Origin of the sequence: Salmonella sp. SAL04202, from assembly GCF_046550775.1 — a bacterium.
GTDB lineage: Bacteria > Pseudomonadota > Gammaproteobacteria > Enterobacterales > Enterobacteriaceae > Salmonella > Salmonella enterica.
In genome coordinates this window covers 1,673,090-1,688,594 of sequence record NZ_JBGDXK010000001.1, presented here as the reverse complement: position 1 = coordinate 1,688,594, position 15,505 = coordinate 1,673,090, and the positions used below count along the sequence as shown (strand labels likewise).

The following is a 15,505-nucleotide window of genomic DNA, read 5'->3' as shown; positions in this document are numbered from 1 at the left end:
GTAGTATTTTATGGCGGATAAAGAGCTTAAATTTTTGGTTGTGGATGACTTTTCGACCATGCGTCGTATCGTGCGCAACCTCTTAAAAGAGCTTGGATTTAACAATGTGGAAGAGGCCGAAGACGGCGTCGATGCGCTGAACAAGCTCCAGGCGGGCGGCTTTGGTTTTATTATCTCCGACTGGAACATGCCGAACATGGATGGCCTGGAGCTGCTGAAAACCATTCGCGCCGATAGCGCCATGTCGGCGTTACCCGTGTTGATGGTCACGGCGGAAGCCAAAAAAGAGAATATTATCGCCGCCGCACAGGCTGGCGCCAGCGGTTATGTCGTAAAACCGTTCACCGCAGCGACTCTGGAAGAGAAGCTCAACAAAATCTTTGAGAAACTGGGCATGTGAGGATGCGATGATGATGCAACCATCTATCAAGCCTGCTGATGAAGGCTCAGCAGGAGACATCATTGCGCGCATCGGTAGTCTGACCCGAATGCTGCGCGACAGCCTGCGTGAACTGGGGCTGGACCAGGCGATTGCCGAAGCGGCGGAGGCGATCCCTGATGCGCGCGACCGTCTGGATTACGTCGTCCAGATGACGGCGCAGGCGGCGGAACGCGCGCTAAACAGTGTCGAAGCCTCGCAGCCGCATCAGGATGCGATGGAAAAAGAGGCGAAAGCGCTAACCCAACGTTGGGACGAGTGGTTTGACAATCCGATCGAGCTTTCCGACGCCCGTGAACTGGTGACGGATACGCGCCAGTTTCTCAGGGATGTCCCGGGCCATACCAGCTTTACTAACGCGCAACTGCTGGACATCATGATGGCGCAGGATTTCCAGGATCTGACGGGTCAGGTGATCAAACGCATGATGGACGTGATTCAGGAGATTGAGCGCCAGTTGTTAATGGTGCTGCTGGAAAACATCCCGGAACAGAGCGCGCGACCAAAACGCGAGAACGAAAGCTTGCTCAACGGCCCGCAGGTGGATACCTCGAAAGCTGGCGTCGTCGCCAGTCAGGATCAGGTGGACGACCTGCTGGACAGTCTTGGCTTTTAAGCTTTTTTGACCTGATGGCGCTGCGCTTATCGGGTCCGAATCCGTCAACCCGGCCGGATACGATACTTTCTTATCGTATCCGGCTATCTCTATTAACGCCATAAACCCCGCCTTTTTTACCGCTTACTCTGCCCATTGGCGTAAAGCGGTTCTGGCATCATTCTCGCTTATCAATCTATCCAGGGTTTGCTGCGTGGCAGAAGAGAGCGACGACGACAAAACAGAAGCCCCCACACCCCACCGACTTGAAAAAGCGCGGGAAGAAGGGCAGATCCCCCGTTCCAGAGAACTGACCTCACTGCTGATATTGCTGGTGGGCGTTTGTATTATTTGGTTCGGCGGCGAGTCGTTAGCGCGGCAGCTGGCGGGAATGCTCTCAGCAGGCCTGCACTTCGATCACCGTATGGTGAACGATCCTAACCTGATCCTGGGGCAGATAATTTTGCTGATTAAAGCGGCGATGATGGCACTGCTACCGCTCATCGCGGGCGTGGTGCTGGTGGCGCTTATCTCGCCGGTTATGCTTGGCGGCCTGATTTTTAGCGGTAAGTCGCTACAGCCAAAATTTTCTAAATTAAACCCGCTGCCGGGAATTAAGCGCATGTTTTCGGCGCAGACCGGCGCGGAACTGCTAAAAGCGGTGTTGAAATCCACGCTGGTCGGCTGCGTTACCGGCTTTTATCTCTGGCATCACTGGCCGCAAATGATGCGCCTGATGGCGGAGTCGCCGATCGTCGCAATGGGGAATGCGCTGGATCTGGTTGGGCTCTGCGCGTTACTGGTGGTACTGGGCGTGATTCCGATGGTGGGATTTGACGTGTTTTTCCAGATCTTTAGCCACCTGAAAAAATTACGCATGTCGCGGCAGGACATTCGCGACGAATTTAAAGAGAGCGAAGGCGATCCGCATGTTAAGGGCAAAATTCGCCAGATGCAACGCGCCGCCGCGCAGCGCCGCATGATGGAAGATGTGCCGAAAGCGGACGTCATTGTCACTAACCCGACGCACTATTCCGTGGCGCTGCAGTATGACGAAAACAAAATGAGCGCGCCGAAAGTGGTCGCGAAGGGGGCTGGATTAATAGCGCTACGCATTCGCGAGATCGGCGCTGAACATCGGGTTCCCACTTTAGAAGCGCCGCCGCTGGCGCGGGCATTATATCGCCACGCCGAAATCGGTCAGCAAATTCCCGGGCAGTTATATGCTGCCGTTGCGGAAGTGTTGGCCTGGGTCTGGCAGCTTAAACGCTGGCGGCTTGCTGGCGGGCAACGTCCTCCACAACCTGAGAACCTTCCGGTGCCAGAAGCGCTGGATTTTATGAACGAGAAGAATACTGATGGCTAATCTGGTCGCGATGCTGCGCCTGCCCAGCAACCTGAAATCGACGCAATGGCAAATTCTTGCCGGGCCGATCCTCATTCTGCTGATTTTGTCGATGATGGTGCTGCCGCTACCTGCTTTTATCCTCGACTTATTGTTTACCTTTAATATTGCGCTATCAATTATGGTGCTGCTGGTGGCAATGTTTACCCAGCGCACTCTGGATTTTGCCGCGTTTCCGACCATCCTGCTGTTTACCACGCTACTGCGTCTGGCGCTTAACGTAGCCTCAACGCGCATTATTTTGATGGAAGGGCATACCGGCGCGGCGGCGGCGGGAAAGGTGGTGGAGGCGTTCGGTCATTTCCTGGTCGGCGGTAACTTCGCGATCGGGATTGTGGTTTTTATCATCCTCGTCATTATCAACTTCATGGTCATCACCAAAGGCGCCGGACGTATTGCCGAAGTCGGCGCGCGCTTTGTGCTGGACGGTATGCCCGGTAAGCAAATGGCGATTGACGCCGATCTTAATGCCGGTCTGATTGGTGAAGACGAGGCCAAAAAACGGCGTTCGGAAGTCACTCAGGAAGCCGACTTCTACGGCTCGATGGACGGGGCAAGTAAATTTGTGCGCGGCGACGCCATCGCCGGTATTCTCATCATGGTCATTAACGTGGTCGGCGGGCTGCTGGTCGGCGTATTGCAGCACGGAATGAGCATGGGCAGCGCGGCGGAAAGCTACACCCTGCTGACCATTGGCGACGGCCTGGTCGCCCAGATCCCGGCGCTGGTTATCTCCACGGCGGCGGGCGTCATTGTGACCCGCGTCAGTACCGATCAGGATGTAGGCGAGCAGATGGTTGGCCAACTGTTCAGTAATCCAAGGGTGATGCTGCTGGCGGCGGCGGTGCTGGGGCTGCTTGGCATGGTGCCAGGAATGCCTAACCTGGTATTTTTACTTTTTACCGCCGCTTTGCTCGGCCTGGCATGGTGGCTGCGCGGGCGTGAAGAAAAAGCGCCAGAGGAGCCGCAGCCGGTAAAAATGCCGGAAAATAACTCGGTGGTCGAAGCCACCTGGAATGACGTACAGCTTGAGGATTCACTGGGAATGGAAGTGGGTTACCGCCTGATCCCGATGGTGGATTTTCAACAGGATGGCGAATTGCTCGGACGTATTCGCAGCATTCGTAAAAAATTCGCGCAGGATATGGGGTTCCTGCCGCCGGTTGTCCATATTCGCGACAATATGGATTTACAGCCTGCGCGCTATCGTATTTTGATGAAAGGGGTAGAGATTGGCAGCGGGGACGCCTATCCGGGACGTTGGCTGGCTATTAACCCCGGCACGGCGGCGGGAACGCTACCGGGCGAGAAAACCGTCGATCCAGCTTTTGGCCTTGATGCCATCTGGATTGAAAGCGCCCTGAAAGAGCAGGCGCAAATTCAGGGCTTTACCGTTGTTGAAGCCAGTACCGTTGTGGCGACGCACCTTAACCACTTGATTGGCCAATTCTCCGCCGAACTGTTTGGCCGCCAGGAAGCGCAGCAACTGTTGGATCGTGTCTCTCAGGAGATGCCTAAACTCACGGAAGATCTGGTCCCCGGCGTCGTGACCCTCACGACTTTACACAAAGTCCTGCAAAACTTACTGGCGGAAAAAGTCCCGATTCGCGATATGCGCACCATTCTGGAAACGCTGGCGGAACATGCGCCGTTACAAAGCGATCCGCATGAATTAACCGCCGTGGTACGCGTGGCATTAGGACGAGCGATTACGCAACAGTGGTTCCCCGGTAATGAAGAAGTGCAGGTGATTGGCCTGGATACCGCGCTGGAGCGTTTGCTGCTTCAGGCATTGCAGGGCGGCGGTGGACTTGAGCCTGGGTTGGCGGATCGCCTGCTGGCGCAGACGCAAGAGGCGCTTTCTCGCCAGGAGATGCTTGGCGCGCCGCCGGTATTACTGGTTAACCATGCGCTACGTCCATTATTGTCCCGCTTTTTGCGGCGCAGTTTACCGCAGCTGGTGGTGTTGTCGAACCTTGAGCTTTCCGATAACCGTCATATCCGCATGACGGCGACCATTGGAGGAAAATAATGCGTAAATGGCTGGCGTTGTTGCTCTTTCCCCTGACGGTTCAGGCCGCAGGCGAAGGCGCGTGGCAGGATAGCGGTATGGGTGTAACCTTAAATTACCGGGGTGTTTCCGCATCGTCTTCGCCATTGTCGGCGCGTCAGCCGGTTTCCGGTGTGATGACACTGGTCGCCTGGCGTTATGAACTGAATGGCCCGACTCCCGCGGGCTTACGGGTACGTTTATGTTCCCAGTCCCGTTGCGTAGAACTTGATGGTCAGAGTGGCACGACCCACGGTTTTGCTCATGTTCCCGCAGTCGAGCCGCTCCGCTTTGTCTGGGAAGTCCCCGGCGGCGGCCGACTTATCCCGGCGTTAAAAGTGCGGAGCAATCAGGTGATTGTGAACTACCGCTAACCGCCCCTTTCTTTGCCAGGTAGCAGACCTGACTCTCTTTTTGAATAAATAGAAACGCCGTTTTATAAAATGGTGAGGTAGGTTGCCGAACTCTTTGTGTTTTTGCCATTTACGCTCTGGCAATGGCAGAAACAAAAAGGTTTCCGCCCAGCTTAGCTTTTACTGTAGCGAATCGACTGCGTCGGCGGTAAAACTGCACGCAGCACTGAATTCGACATTACACAGAGGTTAAGCAAATGATGGTTTATCCAGTCAAACACAGTCCGCTATTGCGTCAGCCTGAGCATTTTATCGCCAGAGATGAACTAAAAGCCCTGGTGCAAAAGGTGACGCATAACCTGGTCAATATTAAAGATGAGACAGGCGAATTTTTATTGCGACTGGACGACGGACGCGTGATCGATACTAAAGGCTGGGCCGGATGGGAGTGGACGCACGGCGTGGGCCTGTACGGAATGTATCACTATTACCAACAGACCGGCGACCAGACGATGCGTAAGATCATTGATGACTGGTTTGCCGATCGTTTTGCGGAAGGCGCGACGACGAAAAACGTTAATACGATGGCGCCGTTTTTAACGCTGGCGTATCGCTATGAAGAGACGCGTAATCCAGCGTATTTACCGTGGCTGGAAACGTGGGCCGAATGGGCGATGAATGAAATGCCCCGTACCGATCACGGCGGAATGCAGCACATCACGCTGGCGGAGGAAAATCATCAGCAGATGTGGGACGACACGCTAATGATGACGGTGCTGCCGCTGGCGAAAATCGGTAAACTGTTAAACCGGCCGGAATATGTGGAAGAGGCAACCTATCAGTTCCTGCTGCACGTGCAGAATTTGATGGATAAAGAGACGGGGCTGTGGTTCCACGGCTGGAGCTATGACGGTCATCATAACTTCGCTAACGCTCGCTGGGCGCGCGGCAACAGCTGGCTGACCATTGTGATCCCGGATTTTCTTGAACTGCTGGACTTGCCGGAAAATAATGCCGTGCGCCGTTATCTGGTCCAGGTACTGAATGCGCAGATCGCCGCGCTGGCGAAATGTCAGGATGAAAGCGGTTTGTGGCATACGCTGCTTGACGATCCGCACTCTTATCTTGAGGCGTCGGCGACGGCGGGTTTTGCCTACGGTATTCTTAAAGCGGTGCGCAAACGCTATGTCGAACGGCACTATGCGCAGGTGGCGGAAAAAGCTATTCGGGGGATAGTGAAACATATCTCGCCGGAAGGCGAACTGCTGCAAACGTCATTTGGCACTGGCATGGGCCACGATCTCGATTTTTACCGTCATATTCCGTTGACCTCTATGCCTTACGGGCAGGCGATGGCTATGCTGTGTTTGACGGAATATCTGCGTAACTATTTCTGATGTATGCGGATATTCCGGTCGTATCCTTGTCTGATGGCGCTTTGCTTATTTGACTATGGCGCCTGACCCGACTGTGTGGTATCAGCCTGTGGATCAAACAGGTGGTCAAGGATTTTTCGCATGATGGGCGCGGCGGTAACGCCGTCGCTTCCGCCGTTTTCCAGAATCAAGGCAATAGCGACCTTAGGGTTTTTATACGGTGCAAAAGCGGTATAAAACACATGATCGCGCAGGCGAATGGGGATCATTTTCGCATTGTAGGTCTGATTTTCTTTCAGGCTAAACACCTGCGACGTGCCGCTTTTGGCCGCAATGCCGTAGGGCGCGGTGTGAAAGAACTTATAGCCCGTTCCGTTGGGTGCATTCGCCATGCCGTACATCGCCTGACGCACCAGTCCCCAGTATGGCGACGCCGGATCGGCTATCTGTGCCGGTGTTCCTGAAGGACGATACGGAACCACCGTTTTGCCGCTCTCTTCATTGAGTAACAGGTGAGGGGCAATCACCTTACCGTTGTTGATGAGCGCCACCATCGCTTTTACCATCTGGATGGGGGTGGCAATCCAGTAGCCCTGGCCGATGCCGACAGAGATGGTATCGCCCTGATACCAGGCTTTTTTATGGACCCGCTGTTTCCATGCGCGGCTGGGAAGCAGCCCGTCATACTCTTCATTAAGGTCGATGCCCGTCGGTTTGCCATAGCCGAACTGAGACAACATCGTGTCGATACGGTCAATACCCATCATATAAGCGACCTGATAGAAAAAGGTATCCGCAGATTCCTCAATCGCTTTAGTGACATCCAGCATACCGTGTCCGGTTTTTTTCCAGTCCCGGTAATGACGCTGCGTGCCGGGAAGCGTCCAGGTTGGCGCGCCAAAGAAGGTGGTTTGCGGCGTAATAATCCCGCATAACAGCGCGGACATCGCCATATAGGGTTTAACCGTTGACGCCGGGGGATAAAGCCCTTGCGTCACGCGGTTGATCAGCGGCAGATTTTTATCGTGCAGCAGTTTGCCGTAATCCTGATAGCTAATGCCTTTTACAAAGGGGTTCGGGTCGTAGCTGGGCATAGATACCATCGCCAGCACTGAACCATCGTGCGGATCTTCAACCAGTACGGCAGCACGTTGCCCGGCCAGCAAACTTTCAATGTACTCTTGTAAATGGAGATCCAGCGTCAGGTGAATGTTCTTACCCGCGATGGGAGGAACGTCTTTCAGCAGGCGGACAATACGCCCGTGATTATCCACCTCGACCTCCTGATAACCGGTTTTGCCATGAAGATCGTTTTCGTAGTAACGCTCAATCCCCTGTTTACCGATGTTATGGTCCGCCGCGTAATTCTCTGCCAGCCCTTTTTTATCCAGCGCTTTAAGGTCGTTATCGTTTATCTTTGACACGTAACCGAGAACATGCGCCAGCTCCGCGCCGTAAGGATACTGCCGATCCTGATAGCTATTGATCGTGACGCCGTTGAAATGAAACTGATTGACCGCAAAGCGTGCGATTTCAACATCCGTTAGCGCGTTTTTGAGCACTACCGGACGATAGCGGCTACTGGATTTTAGCGCGCGGCGAAAGTCGGCGATATCATCGGGGGAGAGATCAACAATAGGGGTGAGCTGTTTTAGCAGCGCATCCATATCGGCAATTTTATAGGGCGTAACCGCGATATCATACCAGGTTACGTTACGCACCAGCGGAATGCCGTTGCGATCGTAAATGATGCCGCGCGTGGGCGCGACGGGTAGCATCTTGATATCGTTCTCATTCGAACGGGTGGTGTAGTAGTGGTGCTGACGGATTTGCAAGTTATAGAGGTTGAAGATCAGGATACCAAAGCAGACAACCACTACACCAAACGCCACAATCACACGTCTCAGGAAGAGTTTCTCTTCCGCATCAAAGTCTTTAAAAGTCATTACCTGTACCTGAACAATCCGCCGCCTAATGATACGGGGCGGTCAGCGCCAGCACAGGTAAAAGATGTTCCATCTCTCTATAGAAATGTGTCATTCCTTGTGATTTGTTACAGATATACCGCTGTGGCAATAAAAAGGCCTGAGTCCGTTACCCGGAGTCAGGCCTGATGATGTTAACGACGGCGCGTTTACATGCGTTCTACGGTTTCGATACCCAACGTATCCAGACCCAGTTTCAGCGTCTTCGCCGTCAGTTGCGCCAGTTTTAAGCGGCTATTGCGAACCGCGTCATTCTCGGCGCTGAGAATAGGGCAGTGCTCGTAGAAGCCGGAGAACAGCCCGGCGACGTCATACAGATACGCGCACATGACGTGCGGCGTACCTTCACGCGCGACCACCGTCAGGGTTTCTTCAAACTGCAGCAGACGGGCGGCGAGTTGCGCTTCGCGATCTTCGCTAATGATAACCGGCGCGCTCGCCAGCGCCTGCTCGTCGATGTCCGCTTTACGGAAAACAGACAGCACACGCGTATAGGCATACTGCATATAAGGTGCGGTATTGCCTTCGAAAGCCAACATATTATCCCAGTCGAAGATATAGTCAGTGGTGCGGTTTTTTGACAAATCGGCGTATTTCACCGCGCCAATACCGACGGCGTTAGCCAGTTTTTCCAGCTCGTCAGCCGGCATATCCGGGTTCTTCTCCGCCACCAGACGACGCGCGCGCTCCAGCGCCTCATCCAGCAGGTCCGCCAGTTTCACCGTACCGCCCGCGCGAGTTTTAAACGGTTTACCGTCTTTACCCAACATCATGCCGAACATGTGGTGTTCCAGCGGAACGGAATCCGGCACATAACCGGCTTTGCGCACAATGGTCCAGGCCTGCATCAGGTGCTGGTGCTGACGGGAGTCAATGTAGTAGAGCACGCGGTCGGCGTGCAGCGTTTCGTAACGGTATTTGGCGCAGGCGATATCGGTAGTGGTATACAGATAACCGCCATCTTTCTTCTGAATAATGACGCCCATCGGGTCGCCTTCCTTGTTTTTAAACTCATCAAGGAAAACCACCGTTGCGCCTTCGCTTTCAACCGCCAGGCCTTTGGCTTTCAGATCGGCGACGATGCCCGGCAGCATCGGATTATACAGACTTTCGCCCATCACATCGTCACGCGTCAGAGTGACGTTCAGACGATCATAGGTGATCTGGTTTTGCGTCATCGTGATATCAACCAGCTTACGCCACATCTCACGGAAATAGGCATCACCGCTCTGCAATTTGACGACGTAGTTACGCGCGCGCTCGGCAAACGCTTCATCTTCGTCATAATGCTTTTTCGCATCGCGGTAGAATCCTTCGAGATCCGCCAGCGCCATGTCGCCCGCGTTTTCCTGCTGCTGTTTTTCCAGCCAGGCGATAAGCATACCGAACTGGGTGCCCCAGTCGCCGACGTGGTTAGCGCGAATAACATGATGGCCCAGAAACTCCAGCGTGCGTACTGCCGCATCGCCGATAATCGTGGAGCGTAGATGACCGACGTGCATCTCTTTCGCGACGTTGGGCGCGGAGTAGTCGACGACAATTGTCTGACGAGTCGGCTGAGAAACGCCCAGACGATCGGAGGCCAGCGCCTGTTGCACCTGTTCAGCGAGAAAAGCCGGTTCGAGGAAAATATTGATAAAGCCAGGGCCGGCGATTTCAACCTTGCTGGCGATGCCGCTGAGATCCAGATGAGTCAGCACCTGCTCTGCAAGTTGTCGGGGGGCCATACCCAGTTTTTTCGCAACTGCCATCATGCCGTTGGCCTGATAGTCGCCGAACTGAACTTTGGCTGACTGACGAACCTGGGGCTCGCAATCTGCAGGCGCGCCTGCAGCAATCATGGCCTGACTAACTTTTTCTGAGAGAAGAGCCTGAATATTCACCGGAATACCTTACGTTTATGAAGCGGACTGTATTGCCCGCGCCAGTTTAAGAATTAGGGCGGGAGTATACTGCAAATGCCCGTTGGCGTCAGCATTGCGCGCGCGGCGCGTCGCCAGAAATATACGCAACAATAATCTGCATAAGCATTCAATAAACGCCCAATCAAATCAAAGGTTGGTTGCCGGGGCGCAACAGCGTAAATTAGCGGTTTTCACAGCAAGAAGAGCGTCCTGATATGGCGAACTGGCAACACATTGATGAACTGCATGATATTTCCGCAGATTTACCGCGATTCACTCTGGCGTTCAGAGAACTTTCCACTCGCCTTGGTCTGCAGATTAGCGCCCTTGAGGCCGATCACATTTCATTGCGCTGTCACCAGAATACGACGGCGGAGCGTTGGCGTCGCGGTTTTGAACAATGCGGCGAGCTACTGTCGGAAAATATCATCAACGGCAGGCCGATTTGTCTGTTTAAACTGCATGAACCGGTATGTGTGGAACACTGGCGGTTTTCTGTTATTGAATTACCGTGGCCGGGAGAAAAACGCTATCCACACGAAGGGTGGGAGCATATTGAAATCGTGCTGCCCGGCGAGCCGGAGACCTTGAACGCGAGGGCTCTGGCGTTGTTGTCGGATGAGGGGCTTAGTCAGCCGGGGATCGTGGTTAAAACCAGTTCGCCACAGGGCGAGCATGAACGTTTGCCAAACCCTACGCTGGCTGTGACCGATGGCCGCGTCACGGTAAAATTTCATCCATGGTCGATTGAAGCGATTGTCGCCAGCGAACAGGCGGCCCATTAACCTGCCGAGCGGAGTGAATATGGCGTTACTTGAGATCTGTTGTTACAGCATGGAATGCGCGCTCACCGCGCAGCGAAACGGCGCGGATCGTATCGAACTGTGCGCCGCGCCGAAAGAAGGCGGGCTTACGCCTTCGCTGGGCGTCTTACGCAGCGTGCGCGAGCATATTACGATTCCCGTACATCCGATTATTCGTCCTCGCGGCGGGGATTTTTATTACACTGACGGCGAATTTGCCGCCATGCTGGAAGATATTCGCCTCGTCAGAGAGTTGGGTTTTCCCGGGCTGGTTACTGGCGTGTTGACCGTTGATGGGGATGTCGATATGTCGCGAATGGAAAAAATAATGGCGGCGGCCGGGCCGCTGGCGGTGACATTCCACCGCGCCTTCGATATGTGCGCTAATCCCTTCAATGCGCTAAAGAATCTGGCTGACGCAGGCGTAGCAAGAGTACTGACTTCCGGACAAAAAGCCGATGCGGCGCAAGGTTTATCAATAATTATGGAACTTATTGCCCAGGGGGATGCTCCAACCATTATGGCTGGTGCGGGGGTTCGTGCAAATAACCTGCAGAATTTCCTCAATGCCGGAGTACGGGAAGTACACAGTTCCGCCGGAGTCTTATTGCCTTCGCCGATGCGCTATCGCAATCAGGGGTTATCGATGTCTGCCGATATACAGGCGGACGAGTATTCTCGCTATAGGGTAGAGGGTGCGGCGGTCGCTGAAATGAAAGGAATCATTGTTCGCCATCAGGCCAAATGATTTTTACCGTTGCATCATGTCGCCCAATATGATGCTTGCTCGTACCAGGCCCCTGCCAATTCAACAGGGGCCTTTTTTTCTCCTTCATATTTCAAGCCGCAGCAGCGTTGGCCGCCTCGCGCACCCCGGTCACGTAGCTACCTACGTTCCCGGGGATTTGCTGCGTTGCCGCCTTGCTGCAACTTGAGCTATTTTGGAGAAACGGTGCTATACGTAACGATCATTCGACAATCCATCACGGTTTACGCGCAATCAGCACCGCGCGCTGCGGGGCGGGATAGCCTTCCACCGTCTTGCTGCGATCGTTCGGGTCGAGGAAATCGGCCAGCGACTCGGTAACCATCCATTCGGTACGGCGCTGCTCTTCGGTGGTAGTGACGCAAACGTCAGCGATACGCACATCAACAAAGCCGCATTTTTCCAGCCATTTTTTTAATGCCGGCGCGGAAGGAATAAAATAGACGTTACGCATCTGCGCGTAGCGGTCACCCGGCACCAAAACGGTATTTTCGTCGCCGTCGATGACCAGCGTTTCCAGTACCAGTTCACCCTCGTTGACCAACTGATCTTTTAACTGCCACAGATGTTCCAGCGGCGAGCGACGGTGATAAAGCACCCCCATCGAGAAGACGGTATCAAATGCTTTCAGTGCCGGGAGTTGTTCAATGCCCAACGGCAGCAGATGCGCGCGCTGATCGTTACCCAACAGTTTACGCACCGCCTCAAACTGGCAGAGGAAAAGCTGTGTAGGATCGATGCCGACCGCCAGATGTGCGCCCGCGCCAATCATCCGCCACAGGTGATAGCCGCTGCCGCAGCCGACATCAAGGATCGTCCGGCCGGTTAAATCTGACAGATGCGGCAGTACGCGATCCCACTTCCAGTCGGAGCGCCATTCGGTATCAATATCTACGCCATAAAGCGAGAACGGGCCTTTACGCCACGGCATCAGATTACGCAGCAATGTATCAATACGCTTTAGCTGACCTTCGCTGAGCGGCGTTTCGCTTTCCGCCGTGACGCTGTGCAGTAAATCCAGCCGCCAGGGCGTCATTTCCGGTAAAAATTCTACCGCGTTCGACCACTGTTTAAACAAGCCATGCTGCTGCTCGCGTTGCCAGGCGGCAATCTGCGCGGGCAATGTTTCCAGCCAGTGGGAGAGATGATTTTTAGCAATGAGCTGATAAAAGTTACCAAACTCGATCATGCGGCAACTCCGGCTTTTAACGCGACAAGCGACCCGAAATTAAAGCACTGGAACCACAGTTCACTGTGTTCGAAACCCGCCTGACGCAGGCGCGCTTTATGTGTTTCCACCGAGTCGGTGAGCATCACGTTTTCCAGCATACTGCGCTTCTGGCTGATCTCCAGTTCGCTGTACCCATTAGCGCGTTTAAAATCGTGGTGCATGTTGAATAACAGCTCGCCCACTTTCGCGTCTTCAAAGCTAAATTTTTCCGACAGTACCAGCGCGCCGCCGGGATTCAACCCCAGGTAAATCTTATCCAGCAATGCCTGGCGTTCGGCAGGTTCAAGGAATTGCAGGGTAAAATTCAGCACTACCATCGAGGCGTTTTCAATAGTGATATCGCGGATATCGCCTTCAACGACTTCAACCGGCGTAGGCGCTTTATACGCATCAATATGACGGCGGCAGCGTTCAATCATGGCCGGGGAGTTATCGACGGCGATAATGCGACAATGCTCATGGCGGATATTACGCCGAACAGACAGCGTCGCGGCGCCCAGCGAGCAGCCCAGATCGTAGACCTGCGTGTTCGGCTGCACAAAGCGTTCAGCTAACATGCCGATCATGGAGATGATGTTGGAGTAGCCTGGTACCGAACGCTGAATCATGTCGGGGAAAACTTCGGCTACTCGTTCATCAAAAGTCCAGTCGCCGAGACGGGCGATAGGCGCAGAAAAAAGCGTGTCGCGGTGAGACATAACGTATACATCCGGGAAAAATAAAGGCGCATATTGTGCGCTAATACAGGGAGAAAACCAACTCCCAGGGCATATACCACAGGTTTGCCAGCACCATCAGCAACAATGCGCACCAGGTCGCGCTCATCCCCGCCCGCCGCCAGCGGAACAGGCGGTGGTGAAAACCGTAATAATGCATCAGCCGACCGGCGATTAAAATGATGCCGCAGATATGCACCATCCACGTTTCGGCGCCGTTCATTTCCATAAACAGCAGCAGCACCAGCGCGACAGGAATATATTCCACCGCGTTGCCATGAATACGGATGGCGCTTTGCAATTCGCTAAAACCGCCGTCGCCATAGGCGACACGGTACTGCATTCGCAAGCGAACGACATTAAAAGAGAACTTCATTAATAATAACGCACCCAAAACGGCATACAGCGCGCTTACCATACAAACTCCCTTTTAAAATGGCTGATGGCACTGTCTATGATAGGGGGCATTTTCAGAAAAGAGAAGATTGCTGTGGAATGGACGGAGCAGTGCCGATTTCCGGTAAGACGCTGCGTAAATCATGCCAAAGCGTATTCACCAGTTCCGGCGCCTGCGCGATATCCGGAGTATGTAAAAACAGAAAAGGCATGGTGGTCTGCCGCCACTGCGGGAGTTTCTGCAACCAGGCGGCGAAAAACTCACGGTTTTGCGCCATATTATCGCTACCGATAAAACGCACCATCGGATGGCTGGCCGTCACGACCGCATGTACCGGGACTTTGGGTTTTTTTCGCTGCGCGTCGCGGACGGCTTCGCTGTGGGGATGGGCGGCATGTACCGGACGACTATCCAGGATCACGCGGTTTACGCCGCGCGCGTGTAACCCGCGATTGAGCCGCTGTTCATCCTCACCTTTGTCAAAAAAACACGGATGACGAACTTCTACGCCATAGGTAAACGTGGCGGGGAGCGCATCAAGAAACTGCCATAAGGCGGGGAGATCGCGCGGTCCAAAGGCGGCGGGCAGCTGCAGCCAGTATTGGCCAATACGCGTTTCCAGCGGCGCCAGGCGGGTAAAAAACGCCTGTACCAGATCGTCGCAATGGCGCAGCGCGGCCTGGTGAGAAATGGTGGCGGGAAATTTAAAGCAAAAACGGAAATCGTCCGTAGTTTGCGCATACCAGCGATCGACAATTTCCGCTTTCGGCAGCGCGTAAAGCGTGGTGTTGCCCTCCACGCAGTTAAAGTGGCGGGCATACTCTTCCAGACTGGTGATGCCGAGCCGCGCCCATTTCGGGTGCGACCATTGCGGCAAGCCAATGTAGATCATAAGGCGTTTAAAATATCCTCTACGCTGCGTACCCGGCCAATGCGCGGGAAAATATGCGTCATACTGCTCTGATGCTGCTCACTGCTGGCGGCGCTACAGGCATCTTCGGCAATAATAAGGTTAAATCCTAACTCCCAGGCGTTACGCGCTGTGGATTCGACGCCGATATTGGTTGAGATTCCGCACAATATAATGGTGTCGATACCCCGGCGGCGAAGCTGTAATTCCAGGTCGGTGCCGTAAAACGCGCCCCACTGGCGTTTAGTCACTACCAGATCGCTGTCCTTTTTACCCAATGCCGTAGGCCAGGTCCACCAGTTTTCCGGCAACGCGTGCGCAGGCGTTGCGGCATCCACCGGCTGTTTTAACGCCTCGGCATAATCATCAGACCATCCGACGCGTACCATAACCACGGGCGAGCCGTTGGCGCGACACTTTTCCGCCAGCCGCGCGGCGCGGGCGACCACCTCATTTGCCGTATACGGGCCGCCGGCAAACGGAAGAATTCCTTCCTGTAAATCAATAACCACCAGGGCGGTTGTGGTCGCGTTGAGTTTCAGCATGATAATCACTCTCCTAAAAATAGCGGATTT

15 protein-coding genes are annotated in these 15,505 nt (G+C 54.2%); 8 read left to right on the top strand and 7 right to left on the bottom strand.

Annotated features, from left to right (window positions below; all coding sequences use genetic code 11):
• Window positions 1–10 precede the first annotated feature (10 nt).
• The 6 genes from cheY to ACLJQJ_RS08390 all read left to right on the top strand — a co-directional run bounded on the left by cheY (window position 11) and on the right by ACLJQJ_RS08390 (window position 6,239).
• Window positions 11–400 (top strand): chemotaxis response regulator CheY, encoded by a 390-nt coding sequence (cheY, locus tag ACLJQJ_RS08415; RefSeq protein ID WP_000763861.1) that lies wholly within the window; start codon window positions 11–13, stop codon window positions 398–400.
• A 10-nt stretch (window positions 401–410) separates the two neighbouring features.
• A complete protein-coding gene (gene cheZ, locus ACLJQJ_RS08410; RefSeq protein ID WP_000983586.1) occupies window positions 411–1,055 on the top strand; it encodes a protein phosphatase CheZ in 645 nt (214 codons plus the stop codon).
• 193 nt (window positions 1,056–1,248) lie between these two features.
• The gene (flhB, locus tag ACLJQJ_RS08405) at window positions 1,249–2,400 is read left to right on the top strand and encodes a flagellar biosynthesis protein FlhB (RefSeq protein ID WP_000797081.1); all 1,152 of its coding nucleotides are present in this window, start codon (window positions 1,249–1,251) and stop codon (window positions 2,398–2,400) included.
• Window positions 2,393–4,471 carry a flagellar biosynthesis protein FlhA gene (gene flhA, locus ACLJQJ_RS08400; protein ID WP_000002392.1) on the top strand — a complete coding sequence of 693 codons (2,079 nt, stop codon included), beginning with the start codon at window positions 2,393–2,395 and terminating at the stop codon, window positions 4,469–4,471. The genes flhB and flhA overlap by 8 nt, the downstream gene beginning before the upstream one ends.
• Window positions 4,471–4,863, top strand: coding sequence for a flagellar protein FlhE (flhe, locus tag ACLJQJ_RS08395; protein ID WP_001233619.1), 393 nt, complete (start codon window positions 4,471–4,473; stop codon window positions 4,861–4,863). Before flhA ends, flhe begins: the two co-directional genes overlap by 1 nt.
• Window positions 4,864–5,099: 236 nt before the next feature.
• Complete coding sequence (locus tag ACLJQJ_RS08390) at window positions 5,100–6,239, top strand: glycoside hydrolase family 105 protein (RefSeq protein WP_000989908.1); 1,140 nt, start codon at window positions 5,100–5,102, stop codon at window positions 6,237–6,239.
• 53 nt (window positions 6,240–6,292) lie between these two features.
• Here ACLJQJ_RS08390 and mrdA read toward each other — a convergent pair whose 3' ends face one another.
• Together mrdA and argS are read right to left on the bottom strand one after the other, a co-directional pair.
• Window positions 6,293–8,164, bottom strand: coding sequence for a penicillin-binding protein 2 (gene mrdA, locus ACLJQJ_RS08385; RefSeq protein WP_000142868.1), 1,872 nt, complete (start codon window positions 8,162–8,164; stop codon window positions 6,293–6,295).
• 188 nt (window positions 8,165–8,352) lie between these two features.
• A complete protein-coding gene (gene argS / locus ACLJQJ_RS08380) occupies window positions 8,353–10,086 on the bottom strand; it encodes an arginine--tRNA ligase (RefSeq protein ID WP_001025358.1) in 1,734 nt (577 codons plus the stop codon).
• A gap of 236 nt (window positions 10,087–10,322) precedes the next feature.
• Between argS and ACLJQJ_RS08375 the strand changes: the two genes are divergently transcribed.
• Window positions 10,323–10,892, top strand: a complete 570-nt coding sequence (locus tag ACLJQJ_RS08375) for a VOC family protein (protein ID WP_000024796.1) — start codon at window positions 10,323–10,325, stop codon at window positions 10,890–10,892.
• 19 nt (window positions 10,893–10,911) lie between these two features.
• A complete protein-coding gene (gene cutC / locus ACLJQJ_RS08370; protein WP_063809561.1) occupies window positions 10,912–11,658 on the top strand; it encodes a copper homeostasis protein CutC in 747 nt (248 codons plus the stop codon).
• Between the two features lie 235 nt (window positions 11,659–11,893).
• Here the strand turns inward: cutC and cmoB are convergent, their stop codons facing one another.
• Genes cmoB through ACLJQJ_RS08345 form a run of 5 tightly spaced genes read right to left on the bottom strand, consistent with a single transcriptional unit; the run spans window position 11,894 to window position 15,475 of the window.
• Window positions 11,894–12,865, bottom strand: coding sequence for a tRNA 5-methoxyuridine(34)/uridine 5-oxyacetic acid(34) synthase CmoB (cmoB, locus tag ACLJQJ_RS08365; protein WP_063809562.1), 972 nt, complete (start codon window positions 12,863–12,865; stop codon window positions 11,894–11,896).
• The gene (gene cmoA, locus ACLJQJ_RS08360) at window positions 12,862–13,605 is read right to left on the bottom strand and encodes a carboxy-S-adenosyl-L-methionine synthase CmoA (RefSeq protein ID WP_000019609.1); all 744 of its coding nucleotides are present in this window, start codon (window positions 13,603–13,605) and stop codon (window positions 12,862–12,864) included. The genes cmoB and cmoA overlap by 4 nt, the downstream gene beginning before the upstream one ends.
• Before the next feature lie 40 nt (window positions 13,606–13,645).
• Window positions 13,646–14,041 (bottom strand): MAPEG family protein, encoded by a 396-nt coding sequence (locus ACLJQJ_RS08355; RefSeq protein WP_000252975.1) that lies wholly within the window; start codon window positions 14,039–14,041, stop codon window positions 13,646–13,648.
• Between the two features lie 52 nt (window positions 14,042–14,093).
• Window positions 14,094–14,912, bottom strand: coding sequence for a DUF72 domain-containing protein (locus ACLJQJ_RS08350; RefSeq protein ID WP_063809563.1), 819 nt, complete (start codon window positions 14,910–14,912; stop codon window positions 14,094–14,096).
• Entirely contained in the window at window positions 14,909–15,475 is a 567-nt protein-coding gene (locus ACLJQJ_RS08345; RefSeq protein ID WP_000916146.1) for a hydrolase, read from the bottom strand. Before ACLJQJ_RS08345 ends, ACLJQJ_RS08350 begins: the two co-directional genes overlap by 4 nt.
• Window positions 15,476–15,505 lie beyond the last annotated feature (30 nt).